Raw genomic sequence first — 21486 nt, forward strand, 5'->3', positions numbered from 1 at the left:
GGTTGTACCTGTGTGACTGGACCTGCGCCTGAGGGGTCACTCCTCGAACAGGGTGCAGGCCATCACCAGGGCGTCTTCACGGCCACCCGCGACCGGGTAGTAGTCGCGGCGGCGGCCGATTTCGTTGAACCCGTAGCGCTCGTACAACCGATAGGCCGACTGGTTGCTGGCACGCACCTCCAAGAAGCACTCACGCTTCTTCCAGGCGTGCCTGAATGAACCCCTGGACAAAATCGCGTGCAGCGTCCGGGCCTTGGTCCATAAACGATAGATCGACAGATCTCAATCGACGCCACCTATTTGCTTTCTATCTGACAGCTTCATGACCGGATCGTAGGGCGTGAATGAACCTACATGGTTAGACCTGCCTTGCAGCATCTAGAATCTGTAAAGATTATCGCTTAGCTGATCTGCGAATCCAACTAACAATTCCACTCACACCCTCACAAACGTAATCCCTCACCTCGCCAACTCTCACTGTCCTTCCATATTTATTGTATAACGCTTCTCTCGCTTCTTCCGTTGCCTTAGAATCGAGCATATCTAAATAATCTAGCGCGATAGTTCTATTGTCTGGAACATTACTATCATTAGAAAACAACTCGAGTTGAGAATTCTCAATTCGATCTTTCATTCTGGCTTTAACCAGCCCCCTGTTGACATCAGCCTGCGGTTTTTGAATGAGACCTCCTTCTTGCTTCAAGCGCTTTGACACCCCAGCCTCTACGGGTGACGCAGCACGCTTACGCGAAGCATGAATCCCCTCAGAGCGAGGGCTAATCGTTGTAGTAATCCTTGGAAAATTCTGTACCTGACTCTTTCCAAATAAACCATCTGAATAATAACTCGGCCCAGTGCGCGCAGTGGGTGCAGTGGGTGCAGTGGGTGCAGTGGGTGCTGTAAGCGACGCCACCCAATCAAAGTGGCTTGATAAGCCATAATAGTAGGTGATGTGGCCACTAGGGTCCGTACGATTCACTGGGTCACCCCCGCAGTAAACATACGCATTCACGCCTCCTCTACCAAACGGACTGAATTCATCAGGCGAGTTGAAGCGATGGGTAACAACGTCAAAAAAACGATAACCGTTCCCAAGAAAGTAACCGATTGGCAACAATGACTGCATCTGGCCTGCGAAGCCAATCAGCGACTCCATACCCCTCTGGAAGCCATAAGGTGAATAGGCTACCGATTTAGACCCTGTACCGGACTCACCTATCACAGAGCCCATGCCATCCGAAGCAAGCATCATCGTTTGCTGAAGATCATTGGCAACCTTTCGTTCGACAAGCCGCATACCCGCAGCCTGGATCAACGAACTGCAACGGCCTTCCTGCCAAACAGTGCGTACTGCATCCCCTTCATAAAAAAACCAAGCACCCGTGAAAGTCTTCATGGTCGTAATACTCAGAATTCCCATCCCAATGATTCAGAACGCGAAGCCCTTTGTATACTGGTAAAAATGCCAGGATCGCTTCTGGGGTAACTCGGAAGCCGAGCGCAGCAACGGGTGAATCGGCACCACGCCATAGTATGCGCTAGGGGGCTGGCAGCCAGCGCATCAGCGAATGGACCGCACCTTCACTCTTCGAACAACGTACAAGCCATCACCAGCGCATCCTCGCGCCCGCCCGCCATGGGGTAGTAATCCCGCCGGCGGCCGATCTCGTTGAAGCCATAGCGCTCATACAACCGATACGCCGACTGGTTGCTGGCGCGCACCTCGAGGAAGCACTCCCGGCCATTGAGCTGGTAAGCCCGCGCCATCAGGTGCTCGAGCAGACGCAGGCCCAGGCCACACCCCTGGTTCTCGGGTTTGACGGTGATGTTGAGCAGGTGCGCCTCGTCGATGATCACGTTGATCACGCCGTGGCCGACCTGCTGCTGGCCATCGAACATCAGCCACACTTCGTAGGACTTGAGCGCATCCTGAAAGATTCCGCGGGTCCAGGGATGACTGAACGCGGCATATTCGATCTTAAGCACGGCATCCAGATCCGCCTCGGTCATCGGGCGGAAACTGATCGATTCACTCATTCAACGCTCTTCCAGCGCGCCATCAGCTGGCGCATGGCTTTCCAGACGTCCGCCTTGCGCTGCGGCTCGTCCATCAACAGTTCAAGGCCCGGCAAGGCCCAGGCTTCGCCCAGGCCCTCGAGCTTCAGTACTTGGTAGTAGGTGTGCGCATCGGCATTGCCGGCGAAGCGCAGCGCGGGCAGGCCGATCAGCCACAAGCAGTTGCACGGGGCTTCTTCCAGGCGTGCCTGGATGAACCCTTGGACAAAATCGCGTGCAGCGTCCGGGCCCTGGTCCATGTTGCCGCGCACCAGCAACGGCCAGCGGACCGGCTCGCCGATGATCTGCGGGGCGTCGGGCAGGCCGGCGGCGCGCAGCATGTCCTTGAGCAGCAGGTAGGACGGGTCGCGGCTCTGGAAGGGCTGACCGGTGGCCAGTTCCACCAGCAGCAGGCAACTGCCGGCACGCAGCAACTGCAGCGAGAAACGTGGCGGCGGCACCGGGGCCGGGCGCGGTGCGGGCGCTTCTGGCTCAGCTTCGGCTGGCTTGGCGGCGGGCTTTGCGGTGCTGCCGGGGCGCGGAATTTCGATTTTCGGGCGTTCGCCAGAGCGTGCCTGAGGGGCGGCTGGCGCCGGCTGGTTGGCCGCCGGTGCAGGCCTGACCTCGAAGTCGATGTCTTCGACCGGCGCCACCGGCAATAGCAGTTCGGGGCGCGACGGTGCGGCGAACGGCAGTTCGGCGCGCGGCAGCCAGTGCACCACTTGCATGGCGGAGAGGTAGGCGCGGCGACGGGGTTCGGTCAGCACTGGGCGGGTATCCGGAGGGTTGAAACAATCGGGCATTCTAACGCGTACGCCTTGGGTTTTGCAGTGTTGTTGAGATCGAGCGCCGCGCGGGCGGCGCTCGATCTCACAGGCGCCAAAGCGCTCCCGCCATACCCCTAAAAAACCAAGGGACATCTCTCATTACAGACCAAGGGGTGAAATCCTCCCCCCTGGATGCAGTACAATCGCCCCCTTTTTCTTGGCAACGAGTCGAAGCCAATGATCGAACCCAAGCGCGTCCTGCGCGCCCTAGCCGAACACTGGGCCCTGATCGAGCCACTGTGCGAACGTTTCGACCAGGGCACCCTGAGCCTGGTCGAACTGCGCCAGCATGTGGCCCGCCAGCAGGTCGAAAGCACCCCGCAGGACATCACCCAGCTGCTCGACGTGTGGATCCGCCTGGATATCCTGGTCCCGGTGGCCAAGAGCCCGAACCGCTTCGAGCTCAACGCCCAGATCCACGACTTCCTCGCCTACCTGCGCCGTGAACACCGCTTGGGCCTGTGCCTGGAGATCGAAGCCTACCTGCGCCACCTGGAGCGCCTCGCCGGGCACATCCAGGACGCCTTCGACAACCGCGACAGCGACGACCTGGCGCGCCAGCTGCGCCTGCTCGACATGCGCGTGCGCGATGTGCTCAAAAAGCTCGACAACGACGAGCAGGCACTGGTGGCCGTGGCCGAACGGGCCAAGACCAGCAACCGGCAGATCCCGCTGCGCCAGCGCTACGCCGAAGTCCTCGCAACCTGGGACGAATACGTCGAGCCGATGATCCAACTGGTCAACGCCGACGGCGCCTTCGAACAAGGCGTGCGCAAGGTCGAGACCGTGCTGCTGCGCCTGCTGGGCGAACAGGCGCGCCTCGGCCACCTGGTCGACGACGACATGCTGCTGCGCACCCACGCGCGCATTCTGGAAATGCAAACCAGCGCCCAGCTGACCCTGCGCCACGCCCGTGAATTGCTGCTGCCCCTGCGCGAAGAAGCGCGCCGGCACAACGCCGTGACCCGTGGCGCTGCGTTGGCCCTGTCGGTGATCCGCCGCAAGGGCATCGATGCCGTGCCGCAAGCGGCCATGCCGATGTTCACTCGGCCGCAGAGCACCTTCCTCGGCAGTGCCAGCCAAGTCGAGGCTTATGTTTACGCCCTGGCCCGTTTCGAGCCCAAGCCTGCGCGCTTCCCCAAGGCGCACAAGACCGACAAAGACCCGCTGCCGCGCGCGCCACGCACGGTCAAGGAAATGCTCGAACGCTGCGAGCAGGCCCTGCCGCTGCCCGACCTGATGGTCTGGCTGCTGGACCAGGAGCCCGAAGGCGCCACCGACGAACTGCTGTACTGGTTCTCGCGCCTGTCCCGAGAAAAGCGCTTCAAGCGCGAGCGCCTCGAGCGCCGCGACTACACCACCCACGAACACCTGGTCAGCCTGCGCTCGTTCGCCCTGACGTCCAGCCGTGAAGACGTCGCCCGAACGACTGCCGAATCCAACGCGAGCCCAGCCAATGCATCTTGATCTTTCCGAACTGTCCCAGCTCGCGCCGATCTTCCGCGAGCTGTTCAAAGGTTTCCACGTCAGCCGCCGTGACCCGGAGCTGTACGCTCAGCTGTCGAACTTCCAGGACCAGTACCGCACCCTGTTCAAGGCCCTGGGCTTCGAGCTGGTGTGCGACACCCGTGGCTTCTATTACTTCGTGCCCGAGCTTGCCGCCGCGCAGGTCAACAAGACCGCCCAGCGCCTGTCGTTGTTCACCTTCATCCTGGTCGAGCACCTGGCCGACCAAGGCCGCGACCCGATGGCCGTGCTCGACGGCGGCAGCATCGGCCGCGACGAACTGCCCTCGCTGCTGGACAAGTACCGCGACCTGTTCCTGCAGGCCGAGGTGCAAACCGTCGACGAACTCGAAGAGAAGATCCTCCGGCGCATGACCCAGCTCGGCTTCGCCCACGAGGAAGGCGGCATCTACCGCTTCCTGCCGCCGATGCACCGCTTCCTCGATGTGTGCCTGTCGGTCCAGCAGGACCGCGACCTGGCTGCCACCCTGCACAGCGACCTGCCCTTGCCGACACCGGTACTGGTCGAGGAAGAAAGCCCGGAACAACTCAACCGCACCGACGACCCACTCGACCTGTCGCCGTTCGAAGGCGACGAGAGCGAGGAGGACGCCCTGGCCCGGGCCATCCGCGAAGAGCAACAGGAGATTGACGCATGAGCCAGGAACGCTACGGCATCCGCCGCTTTGCATTGCTCAACACCGCCGGTTACAGCCTCGGCCTGTTCCCGCTGGAACACCCGCTGTCGGTGTACGGCGCCAACAACCTGGGTAAATCGGCGTCGATCAACGCCCTGCAGTTCCCGATTTTGGCGCGCATGTCTGACATGAGCTTCGGCAAGTACAGCCTGGAGCAGTCGCGTCGTTTCTACTTCGCCAGCGATACCTCGTACATTCTCTGCGAACTGAACCTGCCCCACGGCCCGCACGTGATCGGTGTGGTCGGCCGCGGCCCGGGTGGCGGTTTCGGCCACCAGTTCTTCGCCTACAAAGGCGAGCTGGACCTGGCCCACTACCAGAAGAACGACACCTGCCTGCGCCAGAAGGAGCTGTTCACCAACCTGGAGCGCCTGGGCCTGAAGGCCTACGAGCTCAAGCCCGATGAACTGCGCCGGCTGCTGGTCGGCGGCCACACCTCGGTGCCGCTGGACCTGACCATGATCCCGCTGCGCTCGACCAGCGAGCAAAGCCTGAAAACCTTCCGCGCGCTGTTCATCAACCTGCTGCACATGCGCGAAATCACTGCCGCCAAGCTCAAGCAGCTGTTCCTCGACGCCTTCGAGCACAGCCTGCGCTCGGGCAGCGTCGACTACATCGCAGCCTGTGAAGAAGCCTTCCGCGACGTGCGCCGCATGGAGCAGGACTACAACGCCCTGGTCGCCGCCGGCCCACTGGTAGAGGCCCTGGCCGGTGGCGTGGCCCAACGCGACATCCTGCGCGGCAAGCTGCACCGCCTTTCGCCACTGCTCGACAACCTGCTGGGCACTTGGCAGGAATACGCCATGGCGCGCAAGGAAGAGCTGGTCATCCAGTCCGAGCACTACCGCGGCGAACAGGACCGGTTGCAGAACGACCAACGTGGCGGCACCCAGGAACTGATGCGCCTGGAACGTGAAATCACCGGCATCCAGCGCTGGCTTGGCGAGTTGTCAGTGCTCAAGCACCGCTTCGCCCTGGTCGATGACGTCAAGGTGCTGGAGCAGCAGTTGCTGGCCGCCAAAGACGCCCACGACGAACTGGCCGGCGCCCTGGCCCAATCGCGGCAGTTCTCGGCCGAAGACCTGGACGAGCGCGTACGCGACCTGGAAAAACGCCTCAAGCAGGTCCGCCAGCAGCTCGACCACGCCGACAACAACAGCTACGCCCGCCTGCGCGAAGAATTCTCGCAGCAGGATGTCGACCGCCTCATGCGCCTGTTCAACGGCGCCCTGTTCAGCCTGCCGCTGGGCGAGCGCGGTATCGAACTGGACGACAGCGACCTGTGGGTAAAGTCGCTGGAAGCCGTGCTCGATGGGTTCAAGGGCGAGCGTTTCGAAGCGCCCGGCCTGTCCATCGACCTGTCGCACATCGACCCACCGGCCCTCCAGGCCCTGGCCGACCGCGCCGCCCTTCGCGACCAGAAAGAGCGCCTGGAAAAAGAACTCAAGCAGCTCAAGACCCAGCAGGCCGTGGCCGCTGACCGCTCCGCCTCCAAGGCGCAGACCGAAACCCTGTACCAAGCGGTACTGGACGCGCAAAAAGCCCTGGAAGACTTCCGACGTAGCGAAACCCTGGCCGCCGAAGAGCCCGAGAAACTGGAGCAGCTGTCGCAACTGGAAGCCGCCCAAGACGAGCTCAAGCGCTCCAGCGACGCCTTCACCGAACGCGTCCAGCAACTGTCGGCCAAGCTGCAACTGGTCGGCCGGCAGATCGGCGACCTCGAATCCAAGCAACGCACCCTGGAAGACGCCCTGCGTCGCCGCCAGCTGTTGCCGGCCGACCTGCCCTACGGCACGCCGTTCATGGAAGCGGTCGACGACTCCATGGACAACCTGCTGCCGATGCTCAATGACTACCAGGACAGCTGGCAGGGCCTGCAGCGGGTGGATAACCAGATCGAGGCGCTGTACGCCCAGGTTCGCCTCAAGGGCGTGGCCAAGTTCGACAGCGAAGACGACATGGAGCGCCGCCTGCAACTGTTGGTCAACGCCTATGCGCATCGTACTGACGAGGCCCTGACCCTGGCCAAGGCACGCCGCGCGGCCGTCACCGACATCGCCCGGACCCTGCGCAACATCCGCAGCGACTACGACAGCCTCGAGCACCAACTGGCCCTGTTCAACCGCGAGATCAACAAGCGCCAGGTGTCCAACCTGGAGAGCTTCCGCGTGGTGCTGGCGCCGAACAAAGAGGCGCTCAAGCACATCGACCAGATCATCCACAGCGCCGGCCAGTACGAGGAAGGCGAGACCCTGTCGGTGTTCGACCTGACCCAAAGCTCGGACCAGGACCACAAGAACGAAGAAGCCAAGGAGTACCTGGCACGGCTGGTGGCGGCCAACCACAACCAACTGGGCCTCAAGGACTTGTTCGAGCTGGCGTTCGAGATCACCAAGGTCAATGGCCAGCCGGTGATCCACGCCGACATCGACGGCGCCGCGTCCAACGGCACCACCATGACCATCAAGGCGCTGACCAACATGTACTTGTTGCTGCACCTGATGGACCGCGACCTGGCCGGGCGCATTCGCTTGCCGTACTACCTCGACGAGGCGGCAGACATCGACGAACGCAACCAGGCGGCACTGCTGGAGACCAGCTTGCAGCTGGGCTTCGTGCCGATTCTGGCGAGCGTGAAGCCGCAGGTGTCGGCCAAGGTGGCGATCGACCTGGAAGGTGGCAGCGGGCCGAATGGCATCTACATCGACGAGGCGGACTGGAAGTTCATCAGCCGGCTGGATGAAGTGAAGGCGGACGTGCGGGAGGATCAGGCTGAGGCGTTGGCCTGATTGTTGTGAACGGGGGCCGCTTTGCGGCCCTTTCGCAGCACAAGGCTGCTCCTACAAAATCTCTGTAGGAGCAGCCTTGTGCTGCGAATGGAGGCCAAAGGCCTCCCAGTATCTACCAGGCTATCAGTGAGCCCAAGGCAAGATCGGAATCGCCGTCACCGCATTCTGCGGGCTGCCTTCGATCATGCGGTCGCTGTACACCAGGTACACCAGGGTATTGCGCTTCTTGTCGAGAAAGCGCACCACCTGCATGGTCTTGAACACCAACGAGGTGCGTTCCTTGAACACTTCCTCGCCATCTTTCAACTCACCCTTGAAGTTGATCGGCCCCACCTGACGGCAGGCAATCGACGCCTCTGCCCGGTCCTCGGCCAGGCCCAAGCCACCCTTCACGCCGCCGGTCTTGGCCCGCGACAGGTAACAGGTCACACCCTCGACCTTGGGGTCATCGAATGCCTCGACCACGATGCGGTCGTTCGGCCCGACGAACTTGAACACGGTCGACACCTGGCCGACCTCCTCGGCACCGGCCAGCATCGGCAACGCCAACGCTGCCACGGCGATCATCCTTTTCAACATGCCCACGCCCTCAGACCAGAACCAGGTTGTCACGGTGCACCAGCTCGGGCTCCGCGCTGTAGCCCAGGATGCTTTCGATGGCATCGGACGGCTGGCCAATGATTTTTTGCGCCTCAAGGGCGCTGTAGTTGGCCAAACCGCGGGCCACTTCCAGGCCATCAGGGCCGACGCACACCACCATCTCGCCACGACGGAAACTGCCCTGCACGGTCTTCACGCCCACCGGCAGCAGGCTCTTGTTGGCCTGGCGCAGCGCCTGCACGGCACCGGCGTCCAGCACCAGCGTGCCACGGGTTTGCAGGTGCCCGGCCAGCCACTGCTTGCGCGCTGCAAGCATGCCGCGCTCAGGCGACAGCAAGGTCCCCAGGCGCTCGCCCGTCTTGAGGCGGTCGAGCACGCGCTCGATACGGCCACCGATGATGATGGTGTGGGCGCCGGAACGTGCCGCCAGGCGCGCCGCGCGCAGCTTGGTCTGCATGCCGCCACGGCCCAGGGCACCGCCGGTGCCACCGGCCACAGCGTCGAGCGACGGGTCGTCGGCGCGAGCTTCGTAGATCAGCTGGGCTTCGGGGTTGTTGCGCGGGTCGGCGTCGAACATGCCGTCACGGTCGGTGAGAATCACCAGCAGGTCGGCTTCCACCAGGTTGGCCACCAGCGCGGCCAAGGTGTCGTTGTCGCCGAAGCGGATCTCGTCGGTGACCACGGTGTCGTTCTCGTTGATCACCGGCACCACGCCCAAGTCGACCAACGTGCGCAGGGTGCTGCGAGCGTTGAGGTAACGCTTGCGGTCAGACAGGTCGTCATGGGTCAGCAGAATTTGCGCGGTGTGCTTGCCGTGCTCGCCGAAGCTCGACTCCCAGGCCTGCACCAGGCGCATCTGGCCGATCGACGCGGCCGCCTGCAGCTCGTTCATCGCGCTCGGTCGCGAGGTCCAGCCCAACTGGCTCATGCCAGCTGCCACGGCCCCCGAAGAGACCAGCACCAACTCCACGCCTGCTTCACGCAGCGCGACCATCTGCTCGACCCAAACGGCCATTGCGCCGCGGTCAAGGCCCTTGCCATCGGCGGTCAACAGAGCACTGCCAATCTTCACGACCCAGCGCTTGGCGCCCGTCACCTTGCTTCGCATCTTCTTCCAACCTATGTCGAATCTGTAGAGACCGTAGATACAAAAACGCCGCTCCAGAGAGCGGCGTTTAGTGTACTGCAACCGGTCAGTCGCGCACGTAAATGATTTCTGGGCCGTCTTCGTCGTCCTCGAAATCATCATCCCAACCGTCATCGTCGCCGATGTCGTGGACGCTCTTGACGCCAGTGCGACGCAGGGTGCGGGCGTCGTCCAGGGCCTGCAGCTGAGCACGGGCTTCGTCTTCGATGCGCTGATCGAGGTCGGCCAGCTCTTCGGCGTAGGCCGGGTCGTTGGCCAGGCGATCGGCGCGGTCTTCGAGGTAGCGCATCAGGTCGTGGCTGAGCTTGTCGGTGCCCTGCTTGGAGATCGCCGAGATCACGTAGACCGGGCCTTCCCACTGCAGACGCTCGACCACTTCCTTGACCCGCTCGTCGCGCTCGTCTTCCATGACCATGTCGGCCTTGTTCAGCACCAGCCAGCGCTCACGCTCGGCCAGCGACGGGCTGAAGCGGGTCAGCTCGTTGACGATCACTTCGGCGGCATCGGCCGGGCTGCTTTCGTCCAGCGGCGCCATGTCGACCAGGTGCAGCAGCACACGGGTACGTGCCAAGTGCTTAAGGAAGCGGATACCCAGGCCGGCACCGTCGGAAGCGCCTTCGATCAGGCCGGGGATGTCGGCGATGACGAAGCTCTTCCAGCGGTCGACGCTGACCACACCCAGGTTCGGCACCAGGGTGGTGAACGGGTAGTCGGCGACTTTCGGCTTGGCGGCCGACACCGAACGGATGAAGGTGCTCTTGCCAGCGTTCGGCAGGCCGAGCAGGCCGACGTCGGCCAGTACCTTCATTTCCATTTTCAAGTCGCGCTGATCACCCGGCTTGCCTGGAGTGGTCTGGCGGGGCGCACGGTTGGTGCTGGACTTGAAACGGGTGTTGCCCAGGCCGTGCCAGCCGCCTTGGGCGACCATCAGTTTCTGGCCGGGGGTGATCAGGTCACCGATCACTTCCTGGGTGGTGGCGTCGATCACCGTGGTGCCGACCGGCACGCGCAGGAACAGGTCTTCACCCTTCTTGCCGGTGCAGTCGGTGCTGCCACCGTTGGCGCCACGCTGGGCCTCGTGGTGACGGGTGTAGCGGTAGTCGACCAGGGTGTTGAGGTTTTCGTCGGCGACCATGTAGACCGAACCGCCGTCACCGCCATCACCCCCGTTAGGGCCACCGTTTTCGATGAATTTTTCGCGACGGAAGCTCATGCAACCGTTACCGCCGTCACCGGCTTTGACTCGAATCGATACTTCGTCAACAAACTTCATTAAAACCGCCTCTCGTCGGCAGACGAGCTGAATACTTAAAAAACCTGAGGCTCTTGCAAAAATGAGCGCGGCGGCCCCGTACGACCGTAGAAACCCACGCCGGCAGCCCATACAAACAGCTTTGCAAGAGGCTCACCACAAACGAAAAAGCCCCGTCGCATGACGGGGCTTCTGGAGCGACGTCGCGATTAAGCGGCGACGATGCTCACGTAACGGCGGTTGAACTCGCCTTTCTTCTCGAACTTGATCACGCCTTCGATCTTGGCGAACAGGGTGTGATCCTTGCCCATGCCAACGCCGTAACCGGCGTGGAACTGGGTGCCGCGCTGACGGACGATGATGTTGCCGGCCTTGACGACCTGGCTGCCATACATCTTCACGCCAAGGCGTTTCGATTCTGAGTCGCGACCGTTACGGGTACTACCACCAGCCTTCTTGTGAGCCATGGTTCAATTCTCCAAATAAATTCAGGGGATCTAGGGGATTAAGCCTGGATGCCGGTGATTTTGATCTCGGTGAACCACTGGCGGTGGCCCATACGCTTCATGTGGTGCTTACGGCGACGGAACTTGATGATGCGGACTTTATCGTGACGGCCTTGCGAAACGACTTCTGCAACAACTTTAGCGCCAGCGACGACTGGTGCGCCGATGGTGACTTCTTCACCGTTGGCAACCAGCAGAACGCGATCGAAAGTCACGGATTCGCCAGTGGCGACTTCCAGTTTTTCGATCTTGAGGAATTCACCTTCAGCGACTTTGTACTGCTTGCCGCCGGTAACGATTACTGCGTAAGACATGGTATTTCTCCGATAATCCTGCTCACCCAGCGCTTTATATATTGAGTATTGGCTGGCATGGCTGCATGGGGCTGGAACGGCCCGGTGCAATTGCGTAAGGCAGGTGCTGCCCAGGAAGTTAGGGTGCGCGATTGTACGCAACCCCGGTTTTGCTTGCAAGTACCGCCCCGGTGGCGCTGGCACCGCGCCTTGACACACCGGGACCCGCGACCTAGCATGCCGCGCAACGTCAATGGAGCAGCCGATGCAACCCCAAACCTTCTACCGCGCGGTGGCTGATGATTTCAGCGCCGTCGACGAGATCATCAAGAAGCAGCTGACCTCGCGCGTGCCGCTGGTATCGAAGATCGGCGACTATATCACGTCGGCCGGTGGCAAGCGCCTGCGTCCCCTGCTGGTCCTGCTCTGCGGCAAGGCCCTGGGCCGCGAAGGCGACGACTTGCGCCTGCTGGCAGCGACCATCGAATTCCTGCACACCGCCACCCTGCTGCACGACGACGTCGTCGACATGTCGGGCATGCGCCGTGGCCGTTCCACCGCCAATGCGCTGTGGGGCAACGCGCCAAGCGTGCTGGTAGGTGACTTCCTTTATTCGCGCTCGTTCGAAATGATGGTCGAACTGGGTTCGATGCCGGTCATGCAGATCCTCTCCAAGGCCACCCGCGTCATCGCCGAGGGTGAAGTGCTGCAGCTGTCGCGTGTTCGCGATGCCAGCACCACGGAAGAGGTGTACATGGAGGTCATCCGCGGCAAGACCGCCATGCTGTTCGAAGCCTCGACCCACAGCGCCGCCGCGCTGGCCGGCGCCAGCGAAGCACAGCGCGAGGCCCTGCGCACCTTTGGTGACCACCTGGGCGTGGCCTTCCAGCTGGTCGACGACCTGCTGGACTACAAGGGCGATTCGCAGACCCTCGGCAAAAACGTCGGTGACGACCTGGCCGAAGGCAAGCCGACCCTGCCGCTGATCTACACCATGCGCGAAGGCACGCCTGAACAGGCTGCACTGGTGCGCAAGGCCATTCAGAAGGGCGGCCTGGAAGACCTCGAGCAGATCCGCGTAGCGGTCGAAGCCTCGGGCGCGTTGGACTACACCGCGCAGATGGCACGCGACTACGTGGCCAAAGCCATCGAGTGCCTGGAAGTGCTGCCGGCCAGCGAGTATCGCGATGCATTGATCGAGCTGAGCGAGTTTGCGGTAGCGCGTACGCACTAAGACAGCGTCGCCCTCTTCGCGGGACAAGCCCGCTCCCACAGGTACACCACTGCCCTTGAGCTGGGTGGAGAACCTGTGGGAGCGGGCTTGTCCCGCGAATGCTTTTGTACGGACAAAAACACTTCCCGCTTAAAACCTTATACAATATGGGCCTTTAACCGCCTGTCTGTTTAAGGAACCGAAGTGAGCACTCTGCCGCCCTGCCCCAAATGCAATTCCGAATACACCTATGAGGATGGCAGCCAGCTGATCTGCCCCGAATGCGCCCACGAGTGGTCGGCCAACGGCGAAGCCGAAGCCGCCAGCGATGACGTGGTGAAGAAGGATTCGGTCGGCAACGTCCTGCAGGACGGCGATACCGTCACCGTGATCAAGGACCTCAAGGTCAAGGGCTCGTCCCTGGTGGTGAAGGTCGGCACCAAGGTCAAAAATATCCGCCTGTGCGACGGCGACCACGACATCGACTGCAAGATCGACGGCATCGGCGCCATGAAGCTGAAGTCCGAGTTCGTACGCAAGGTCTGACAACGCTGTGCGACGGGGCTGCCTTTCAGGCGGCCCTGACAGATCCTGCAACAGGGTCACTGCACCATCCGGCAAAAATACGCCAATAGCCCCTTGCTATTTTGATAATAAGAATTATTCTCATTGGAATTGCTGTCCAAGGAGAATAGCCATGACTTATCTGATCGACGCCTGGCTCGAACGCCCTCACCCTTACCTGCGCATCCTGCATCGCGAGACTGGCGAAGTCTGTGCCGTGCTTGAAGAAGAAGCGCTCGATGAACTGCGAGACCAGGGCGACCTGGACATGAGCGGGCTGAATTCGAGTGAGCCTGGGGTGCTCAAGGAGCTGGTGCGGAATTTGTTTCTGTTTTGCTATGCGCGGGCGTTGCGCCCTGGGGGGACAGACTGGAATTGATGTTTGCAGGCCCGACGCATTCGCGGGCAAGCCCGCTCCCACAGGTTGATCACTGGCCTTGAGTGCCGTGGCGACCCTGTGGGAGCGGGCTTGCCCGCGAATGGGCTTGAGCAGGTCTTACAGTACGTCGAGCAGCTCGACGTCGAACACCAGGACGCTGTGCGGCGGGATGCTGCCAACGCCTTGGGCGCCGTAGGCCAGCTCGCTCGGCACGTACAGGCGCCATTTGCTGCCAGCGTTCATCAGCTGCAGGGCTTCGGTCCAACCGGCGATCACGCCGCCAACCGGGAATTCAGCCGGCTGGCCACGGTCGTACGAGCTGTCGAACACGGTGCCGTCGATCAGGGTGCCGTGGTAGTGAGTGCGCACGTTGCTTTCGCGGGTCGGCTTGGCGCCTTCACCTGCGGTCAACACTTCGAACTGCAGGCCGGAAGCCAGGGTGGTGATGCCTTCGCGCTTGGCGTTTTCGGCGAGGAATGCCTTGCCAGCGCCAGCAGCGGCTTCAGCCTTGGCTGCAGCTTCGGCTTGCATGATGTCGCGGATGACTTTGAAGCTGGCCGACAGGTCGGCTTCGCTGACGCGGCTGTCGGCGCCGTTGAAGGCGTCGGTCAGGCCGGCCAGGATGGCGTCCAGGCTGACGCCTGGTGGCGGGTTGTCACGCAGTTGGCCACCCAGCTGACGGCCGATGCCGTAGCTGACGCGGGTTTCGTCGGTAGACAGGTTGAGTTCGGACATTGTCGTGCTCCACTGCAGGGCGCAGTGCAGCCGCGCCCTTGATGAAAAGGGCGAGCAGCCTAGCACACTGGGGCGCCGCGAGCAGCTACCAGGCCGAACGCTGGGAAATCGGCACTTTCAGGTCTTCTTCCGGGTGCGTGCCCATGCCACACATTTCGTCCTGCACAGACCAGTGCAACAGGTTCAGCGAGAGCAAGGGAAGGTCCTTGAGCAGGCTCCGTGCCTCTTCCACGGAGTGCACGCGCAAGCGTTGCCCACGGCTGTCGGAAAGCGGATGCGCACGGCCCTTGACCCGGGCCTCAAGCAGATAATCACCACCTTCGATGGCAATCAGGTTGAGTTCGTCGACATGGCCGACCCTGGCCTCGGTATTGAGCTGATGCAGGTTCATGAGAGCACCTCGCAGCGGGAACCGCGTGAGTGCTCATTTTTTGTACAAGGCTTGCGAATACACAAGGTAAAACTGACGCCACTGGTCAGTTTTACCCTCAAGCCGCGTGGGCTCAGTGCTTGGTGAGCTTGTCCAGGTAGCCCATGCAGAAGGCCGACACCACGAAGGTCATGTGGATGATCACGTACCACATCAGGTAGTCGGTGGAGATGTTTTGGGCATCCATGAACACCCGCAGCAGGTGAATGGACGAAATGGCCACGATCGACGCAGCAACTTTCATCTTCAGCGACGAAGAGTCCATTTTGCCGAGCCAGTTGAGCTTTTCTTTGCTGTCGTCGATGTCCAGTTGCGAGACGAAGTTCTCGTAGCCGGAAATCATCACCATCACCAGCAGGCCGCCCACCAGCGACATGTCGATCAACGATAGGATCACCAGGATCAGGTCAGCTTCGCTCAAGGCAAAAACGTTGGGCAGGACGTGGACGACTTCCTGGAAGAATTTCAGGGCCAGGGCCAGCAGGCCGAGCGACAGGCCGAAGTAGATAGGGGCGAGCAGCCAGCGCGAGGCATACATCGCGTTTTCGAGAATACGTTCCATGGAGGGTAAGGGACTCGTCAGGTGACTAAAAAAGCGACGGCGAGTATAGCCAGCCACCCGCTGCAGCAAAAGCCCGGGGCTGCCGTGCAGCCCAATCGCCGGCAAGCCGGCTCCCACCCGACTGTGTAGCCTCAAAGGCAAGCGCCGCACCTGTGGGAGCTGGCTTGCCAGCGATGAGGCCGGCACAAGCACCACAAGGCAGTTGCTCCCACAGGGACCGCGTCCTGTAGGGTCACCCGGCCTGTTCAGCTTTCAGGATGAAACTGATAATCCCCCAGGTTGCGGCAACGCTCGCCATTGATGCGACGCAACTGCGCTTGCAGGTGCAGGCACCAGATCTGCGGGTCTTCGGTCACTTGATAGCCATGCAGCGTGAGGCTGTCGACGATGGCATTGAGCACCGATTCGGCAACCAATGGCCCGTGGAACGGCCCCTGAGCCTTGATGGCCGAGGGTTGCTCACCGGCCATGCCGGCGGCGAACAGCAGCGTCCACATGCCGTTGTCACCGGCGAGTGGGCGAATGCTGCATTCAATGCGGGTCACCAGGCCCAGGCACTGGCGAGTAAGGCTGAGGTTGCGCATGGCCGCGTCCCCTCCAATGAGCCCTGTTCAGCCTGAAACCCTCAGGCTGTTTCCATCCTGAACCCTGATTGCTCCCTAAGTTCCAGCATAGAAGAACAACTCAGAAAGTTGGAAAACCGGCGCTGAACGGTAGCACATCGCCGCCAGCGCCGATTTATTGACTCAGGCGGGTTTAGCCTGCGCAATCATCTCTTCCAGGCGTTCCTTTTCCGCCTCTTTGATGTCTTCTTCGCTGATCATTTCGGCGATTTCCCGCAGGCGCTCCACCACGCGGGCATTGACGCTGCCCTCGGTGAACTCGCCCTTGTCATCCGCCACACCGGCCTCCTCGCCTACCAGCAGGCTAAGCGCTTCGTCAGCCTGGCTGACCGCGTAAACGTGGAACTGCCCGGCTTCGACCGCCTGCAGCACGCGTTCGTCGAGCATCAGGGTGGCCACGTTGGCCCGTGGAATGATCACCCCTTGGTCGCCGGTCAGGCCGCGCGCATCGCAGAGCCGGAAGAAGCCCTCGATCTTCTCGTTGACCCCGCCCACCGCCTGCACTTCACCGAACTGGTTGATCGAGCCGGTGATGGCAAAGCATTGCTTGAGCGGCGTGCGCGACAAGGCCGAGATCAGTGTGCAGACCTCACCCAGCGAGGCGCTGTCACCGTCGACGTAGCCGTAGGACTGCTCCAGGGCGATGCTCGCCGAGATAGCCAGCGGGAACTCCTGCGCGTAGCGACTGCCCAGGTAGCCAGTCAGAATCATCACCCCCTTGGAGTGGATCGGCTGGCCCAGGTTGACCTCACGCTCGATGTCGACGATGCCGCTGCCACCGGGGTAGACGCTGGCAGAGATACGCGCCGGCATGCCGAACGCCGAATCGCCCACTTCCAGCACCGTCAGGCCGTTGCACTTGCCGATGGCCGCGCCTTCGGTGTCGATCAGGATGATGCCGGCGAGCATGTCGTCCAGCACCCGCTGCGACACACGCCCGGTACGGGTGGCCTTGGCCTTGAGTGCGCGTTCGATGTGGCCGGCATCGGTCATCTCGTCGCTGGCCAGTTGGCGGATGAAGTCGGCCTCGCTGACCAGCTGGAACAGGTCACCGATGCGCGCCGACAGCCGCGATTGGTTCTCTGCCAGCCGGGCACTGTAGGTGGCCAGGCGCGCCACGGCGTCGCTGGTCAGCGGCGCCATGCCTTCTTCGTTGGTGCGGGTACGCAAGAGCTGGGCGAACTGCTCCAGGTTCTCGTCGACCATGGGCATGTCTTCGTCGAAGTCCACCAGCACTCGGAACATTTCCTGGAAGTCCGGATCATGGTCCTGCAGCGCGTAGTAGAGCTGACGCGAGCCAATGATCACCAGCTTGACGTTGAGCGGGATCATCTGTGGCGTCAGGCTGACGCTCGCCACCCGGCCCAGTTCACCCAGCGGCGACTCCATCTTCAGCTTGCGCGACTGCAGCGCACGCTTGAGCGCATCCCAGACGAAGGGCTCGCCAAGCATCTTCTCGGCTTCAAGAATCAGGAAGCCGCCGTTGGCCCGGTGCAAGGCGCCCGGGCGCAATTGGCGATAGGAGGTGTACAGCGCGCCTTGGTCGGTGCTGTATTCGATCCGGCCGAACAGGTTGTCGTAGGTCGGGTGCGGCTCGAACACCACTGGCGCGCCGCCATCGTGGTGATGGCCGACCACCAGGCTTGGGGCGTATTGCTCTTCGAGCATCTTGCGCGCCACGGCGTCGGTCTTGCTGTCATCGACCAACTGCTCGACCACGGTGCGCAGCAGGTTCAGTTGCACCGACTGCAGGTAGGCGCACACCGCAGCGTTCTCGGCGTACTTTTCAGACAGCGGCGCCAGCAGCGGCTGCAGGGACAGGGTGATGGTTTCTTCGTTGAGCTGACGCAGCTGGTTGTTCGACTCACGCTTCCACTGCGGCAGGCTGGCCAGTTCTTCGTTGAGGCGCTCCTCGAGCAGGGCGATGTCCTCGTGGAACTGCTCGCGCACCGCTTCAGGCAGCTGTGCGAACTCGGCTTCATCCAGCGCCTTGCCTTCGGCCATCGGGGTGAAGGCAACGTTGCTGGCGTCGCGGTACAGGGCCACGTCTTTTTCCAGCGACGCCCGCTCGATCACATCCAGGGCGCGGTCATAGCGCTGGTTGAAGGCGCGGTCGATGGCGCCCTTCTTCTGCTGGTACGACGGGTGCTCGAACACTGCCGGGAAGGTCGACAACAGGTTGTCGATCAGCCCCCCCATGTCGGCGATGAATTCACCGGCACTGCCCGAGGGCAGCTCCAGGGCACGCGGCTCGCGGGTTTCCTCGAAGTGGTTGACGTAAACCCAGTCGGCTGGGGTGTGCTGGCGCTTGCCCTCGGCCTTGAGGTAGCGCTTGACGAACGAGAAACGGCCCGTGCCGGGCTCGCCCATCACATACACGTTGTAACCAGGGCGAGGCATGGCCACGCCGAATTGCAGGGCCTCGACTGCTCGCTCCTGGCCCAGAACGCCTCGAAACGGCTCCAGATCGTCGGTATGGGTAAAAGCAAACTGCTCGGGGGAAAAACGCCGGGTCAGGGCTTCAGGCGCAAGACGCAGGCGCGCAGCGACAGGATCGGGCATTGGGTTTCCTTACTTCGGCGGGGCGGATACGGAGCATTCTGGCGCTGCCCGCGCGCGCCTTGCAAGGCTCACCGGGACTTTATGTCGCAGTCGCGATAACACAGGCCTCCAGGCAAATTTTTCGCAATCAACAACGCAACCTTTAGATCGTGCCTAAACTCCAAGCTGCGCGGGTGGGTGAAAAGCTTTCCCGACCTGGCAACCGAGTTGCCAGAAACCCTGACCCTTGGTTTAAGACAAATAGAGAACAAATGCTATGAAACGGATTCTTCTGGGTACTCTGTTCACCGTGGTCTCCCTCAATGCCATGGCTGAAGCGCCAGGCGGCCCGAACTGCGGCTGGGGCAACATGCTGTTCGAAGGCCAGCGCGGTACGCCGGCTCACTTCCTGGCTTCCACCACCAACGGCACCTCCGGTAACGCCACCTTCGGCATGACCTCCGGCACCAATGGCTGCTCCACCAAGGCTTCGCTGACCTATGGCGGCAAGTCGTGGTTTGCCATGAATGGCATGATGAACGAACTGTCCGAAGACATGGCCATGGGCAAAGGCGAGGCGCTGACCACCTATGCCGTGGTACTGGGCGTAGCGCCGGAAGACCGTACTTACTTCGAGTCGGTCACTCACCAGCACTTCAGCCAGATCTTCAGCAGCGCCGACGTCACGGCCGAAACCGTGCACAGCAATACCCTGGCTGTTCTGAAGAACGACCCACGCCTGGCCAAATACGCCACCGAGGCTTAAGCGCAGCATCCCCGCCCCCCTGTCGGGGCGGGTTTCGCCCTTTCTTTCGGCATCGTGAAGAAGTAGTTGCCCGATATGCTCAAACGCCTCGCTTACCTGGCGCTGTGTGCCTGCGCCCCTGTTCATGCTGCGCCTGCGCTGGATGAAGGCCGTCTTCAGCAATTGGCCAATAACCCCTACTGGATCGCCCTGGGCCATTACGAAACCGCCAAGCTGGGTGGTTGGCGCAGCTATGTGGACGATACCCAGTTCTTTCTCGCCGACGATGGCGCGCACCACCCGGACCAAGAGCTGCGGGCCACGGTGCAGGCCCTGTATGCACCCGCCAGCCTGGGCGACAAGCATGCCCAGTGCGTTTTCCCAGCGCGTACCCGCTGGCTCAAGGAGCAACTGGGGCTGACCGACCTGCCACAGCCCGACTGCCAGGAATTCAAGACCTGGTACACCTCAATCGACCCGCACAGCGCCGCGCTGATTTTCCCGGCGGCCTACCTGAACAGCCCTTCGTCGATGTTCGGCCACACCTTGCTGCGCATCGACCAGTCCAACACCCACAGCGACGACACCACGCTGCTGAGCTACGCGATCAACTTCGGCGCCTACATCGAAGGCAGCGACAACAGCATCCTGTATGCCTGGAAAGGCCTGATGGGCGGCTACCCAGGCCTGTTCGCGCTGATGCCCTACCAAGAGAAGCTGTCCGAGTACCGCAGCCTGGAAAACCGCGACCTGTGGGAGTACCAGCTGGACCTCACCCCGCAAGAGACCGGGCGCATGGTCGAGCATGTGTGGGAGCTGAAGCAGATCCAGTTCGACTATTTCTTCTTCGACGAGAACTGCTCGTACCGCCTGCTCGAATTGCTGCAGGTGGCGCGGCCAGGCCTGGATTTGACGTCGCAGTTCCCGCTGACCGCCATCCCTACCGACACGGTCAAGGCAGTGCGCCAGTCTGGCCTGGTGTCCAGCGTCAACTACCGGCCTTCGCGCGAGCGCGAACTGCTGGCCCGCGCCGAGCCGCTTGACCCTCACGAAAAGCAGCAGGTGCTGGCTGTCAGCGCCGATACCGCACAGCTGCAAAGCCCTGAGTTCACTGCCCTGCCCCGCGAGCGCCAGGCGCTGGTACAGGATGCCGCCTACCGCCTGGAGCGTTACCGCGCCAATGGCCAGCAACGCGACCCAGGCCAGGCCACGCGCAGCTTCGAGCTGCTGCGCGCAATCAACCGCAACCCGCCGCCGGCGCTGGAAATCGAGCGCCCGGGGTTGCCCGAGGATGGCCACGATTCACGCACCTGGCAGCTGGGTGTCGGTACGCGGGAAGACCGCGCCTACGCCGAGTACGGCCTGCGCATGGCGTATCACGACCTCAACGACAACGCCTACGGCTTCCCGCTGGGCGCGCAAATCGAGATTCTGCAGCTGAAAGTCCGCCAGTACGAAGGCAACGACTGGCAGGTACAGCGCCTGGACCTTGCCACCATCCGCTCGCTGACACCCCGCAATGCGCTGCTCAAACCGTGGTCATGGCAGGTGACCGGTGGCCTGGAACGGGTGCCGGGCAAGCATGACGACGAAGTGCTGGTCAGCCATGTGAATGGCGGCGCTGGCGGCACCTGGCAACTGGCCGACGAACTGCTGGGCTTCGCCCTGGGCACGGTGCGGGTCGAACACCACAATGATTTTGCCGAGTTCATCTCCCCGGCAGCCGGGTTCAACGGCGGCCTGCTCTGGCGCAACGGGCTGGGCAACATGACACTGGAGGCGAAGGGCGACTTCTTCACCAACGGCGAAGTGCGGCGCAGCGTGAGCCTGAATCAGCAATGGGAGATCAGCCGCAACCTGGGCCTGCGGTTAAGTGCCTCGCGCGAATTCAGCCACCTGGCGACGGCGCAGAACGAAGTGATGCTGGAGCTGAAGTGGTACCACTACTGACTCTTTGACACTGTTTTGACAGCTCGCCGACAAATCGCCCCCTAGACTCTCCAGCATCAATTGGAGGGTCTG

Annotated in this window: 21 protein-coding genes and 2 pseudogenes; 8 read left to right on the forward strand and 15 right to left on the reverse strand. The window is 62.1% G+C overall.

Features of this window, described 5'->3' with window-relative positions; all coding sequences use genetic code 11:
• Positions 1 to 36 precede the first annotated feature (36 nt).
• From D886_RS26970 to D886_RS0113910, 5 genes and pseudogenes are all read right to left on the reverse strand, one after another.
• Positions 37 to 195 (reverse strand): annotated as a pseudogene (locus tag D886_RS26970) (ribosomal-protein-alanine N-acetyltransferase); the annotation flags it as partial.
• Positions 194 to 262 (reverse strand): annotated as a pseudogene (locus D886_RS28850) (energy transducer TonB); the annotation flags it as partial. The pseudogenes D886_RS28850 and D886_RS26970, both read right to left, overlap by 2 nt.
• A gap of 132 nt (positions 263 to 394) precedes the next feature.
• Entirely contained in the window at positions 395 to 1396 is a 1002-nt protein-coding gene (locus D886_RS27840) for an RHS repeat-associated core domain-containing protein (RefSeq protein ID WP_256215068.1), read from the reverse strand.
• Between the two features lie 185 nt (positions 1397 to 1581).
• Positions 1582 to 2037 carry a ribosomal protein S18-alanine N-acetyltransferase gene (gene rimI / locus D886_RS0113905; RefSeq protein WP_027594512.1) on the reverse strand — a complete coding sequence of 152 codons (456 nt, stop codon included), beginning with the start codon at positions 2035 to 2037 and terminating at the stop codon, positions 1582 to 1584.
• A complete protein-coding gene (locus tag D886_RS0113910; protein WP_027594513.1) occupies positions 2034 to 2822 on the reverse strand; it encodes a hypothetical protein in 789 nt (262 codons plus the stop codon). The genes rimI and D886_RS0113910 overlap by 4 nt, the downstream gene beginning before the upstream one ends.
• 237 nt (positions 2823 to 3059) lie before the next feature.
• Between D886_RS0113910 and mksB the strand changes: the two genes are divergently transcribed.
• Genes mksB through mksF form a run of 3 tightly spaced genes read left to right on the forward strand, consistent with a single transcriptional unit; the run spans position 3060 to position 7874 of the window.
• The gene (gene mksB, locus D886_RS0113915) at positions 3060 to 4349 is read left to right on the forward strand and encodes an Mks condensin complex protein MksB (RefSeq protein ID WP_027594514.1); all 1290 of its coding nucleotides are present in this window, start codon (positions 3060 to 3062) and stop codon (positions 4347 to 4349) included.
• Complete coding sequence (gene mksE / locus D886_RS0113920) at positions 4339 to 5046, forward strand: Mks condensin complex protein MksE (protein WP_027594515.1); 708 nt, start codon at positions 4339 to 4341, stop codon at positions 5044 to 5046. Before mksB ends, mksE begins: the two co-directional genes overlap by 11 nt.
• Positions 5043 to 7874, forward strand: a complete 2832-nt coding sequence (mksF, locus tag D886_RS0113925) for an Mks condensin complex protein MksF (RefSeq protein ID WP_027594516.1) — start codon at positions 5043 to 5045, stop codon at positions 7872 to 7874. Before mksE ends, mksF begins: the two co-directional genes overlap by 4 nt.
• A 123-nt stretch (positions 7875 to 7997) precedes the next feature.
• Here mksF and D886_RS0113930 read toward each other — a convergent pair whose 3' ends face one another.
• The 5 genes from D886_RS0113930 to rplU all read right to left on the reverse strand — a co-directional run bounded on the left by D886_RS0113930 (position 7998) and on the right by rplU (position 11693).
• Positions 7998 to 8453: a CreA family protein gene (locus D886_RS0113930; protein WP_172960338.1), complete on the reverse strand. Its 456-nt coding sequence runs from the start codon at positions 8451 to 8453 to the stop codon at positions 7998 to 8000.
• A gap of 10 nt (positions 8454 to 8463) precedes the next feature.
• Positions 8464 to 9582: a glutamate 5-kinase gene (proB, locus tag D886_RS0113935; protein WP_027594518.1), complete on the reverse strand. Its 1119-nt coding sequence runs from the start codon at positions 9580 to 9582 to the stop codon at positions 8464 to 8466.
• Positions 9583 to 9667: 85 nt separating this feature from the next.
• On the reverse strand, positions 9668 to 10894 hold the full coding sequence (gene cgtA, locus D886_RS0113940) for an Obg family GTPase CgtA (protein WP_027594519.1): 1227 nt from the start codon (positions 10892 to 10894) through the stop codon (positions 9668 to 9670).
• Positions 10895 to 11082: 188 nt separating this feature from the next.
• A complete protein-coding gene (rpmA, locus tag D886_RS0113945) occupies positions 11083 to 11340 on the reverse strand; it encodes a 50S ribosomal protein L27 (protein WP_008092023.1) in 258 nt (85 codons plus the stop codon).
• A 38-nt stretch (positions 11341 to 11378) separates the two neighbouring features.
• The gene (gene rplU, locus D886_RS0113950; protein ID WP_003247466.1) at positions 11379 to 11693 is read right to left on the reverse strand and encodes a 50S ribosomal protein L21; all 315 of its coding nucleotides are present in this window, start codon (positions 11691 to 11693) and stop codon (positions 11379 to 11381) included.
• 244 nt (positions 11694 to 11937) lie between these two features.
• Here rplU and D886_RS0113955 point away from each other — a divergent pair, with 244 nt between their 5' ends.
• From D886_RS0113955 to D886_RS0113965, 3 genes are all read left to right on the forward strand, one after another.
• Positions 11938 to 12906 carry a polyprenyl synthetase family protein gene (locus D886_RS0113955; protein WP_027594520.1) on the forward strand — a complete coding sequence of 323 codons (969 nt, stop codon included), beginning with the start codon at positions 11938 to 11940 and terminating at the stop codon, positions 12904 to 12906.
• Positions 12907 to 13089: 183 nt separating this feature from the next.
• On the forward strand, positions 13090 to 13431 hold the full coding sequence (locus D886_RS0113960) for a zinc ribbon domain-containing protein YjdM (RefSeq protein ID WP_027594521.1): 342 nt from the start codon (positions 13090 to 13092) through the stop codon (positions 13429 to 13431).
• Positions 13432 to 13582: 151 nt separating this feature from the next.
• Complete coding sequence (locus D886_RS0113965) at positions 13583 to 13828, forward strand: hypothetical protein (RefSeq protein ID WP_010951938.1); 246 nt, start codon at positions 13583 to 13585, stop codon at positions 13826 to 13828.
• 117 nt (positions 13829 to 13945) lie between these two features.
• Here the strand turns inward: D886_RS0113965 and D886_RS0113970 are convergent, their stop codons facing one another.
• From D886_RS0113970 to D886_RS0113990, 5 genes are all read right to left on the reverse strand, one after another.
• The gene (locus tag D886_RS0113970; protein WP_027594522.1) at positions 13946 to 14563 is read right to left on the reverse strand and encodes an FKBP-type peptidyl-prolyl cis-trans isomerase; all 618 of its coding nucleotides are present in this window, start codon (positions 14561 to 14563) and stop codon (positions 13946 to 13948) included.
• An 85-nt stretch (positions 14564 to 14648) separates the two neighbouring features.
• Positions 14649 to 14954 carry a DUF6482 family protein gene (locus D886_RS0113975; RefSeq protein WP_027594523.1) on the reverse strand — a complete coding sequence of 102 codons (306 nt, stop codon included), beginning with the start codon at positions 14952 to 14954 and terminating at the stop codon, positions 14649 to 14651.
• A 112-nt stretch (positions 14955 to 15066) separates the two neighbouring features.
• Positions 15067 to 15555, reverse strand: coding sequence for a TIGR00645 family protein (locus tag D886_RS0113980; protein ID WP_016501546.1), 489 nt, complete (start codon positions 15553 to 15555; stop codon positions 15067 to 15069).
• A 245-nt stretch (positions 15556 to 15800) separates the two neighbouring features.
• Positions 15801 to 16139 (reverse strand): hypothetical protein, encoded by a 339-nt coding sequence (locus tag D886_RS0113985; RefSeq protein ID WP_027594524.1) that lies wholly within the window; start codon positions 16137 to 16139, stop codon positions 15801 to 15803.
• Between the two features lie 162 nt (positions 16140 to 16301).
• Positions 16302 to 18740, reverse strand: coding sequence for a Lon protease family protein (locus D886_RS0113990; protein WP_027594525.1), 2439 nt, complete (start codon positions 18738 to 18740; stop codon positions 16302 to 16304).
• Between the two features lie 256 nt (positions 18741 to 18996).
• On the opposite strand from D886_RS0113990, the gene D886_RS0113995 reads away from it, so the two are divergent.
• Entirely contained in the window at positions 18997 to 19485 is a 489-nt protein-coding gene (locus D886_RS0113995; RefSeq protein WP_027594526.1) for a DUF3015 domain-containing protein, read from the forward strand.
• 75 nt (positions 19486 to 19560) lie between these two features.
• Complete coding sequence (locus D886_RS0114000) at positions 19561 to 21414, forward strand: DUF4105 domain-containing protein (RefSeq protein ID WP_027594527.1); 1854 nt, start codon at positions 19561 to 19563, stop codon at positions 21412 to 21414.
• The last annotated feature ends 72 nt before the right edge of the window (positions 21415 to 21486 follow it).

This window comes from Pseudomonas sp. LAIL14HWK12:I7, assembly GCF_000483465.1.
GTDB classification, from domain to species: domain Bacteria; phylum Pseudomonadota; class Gammaproteobacteria; order Pseudomonadales; family Pseudomonadaceae; genus Aquipseudomonas; species Aquipseudomonas kermanshahensis.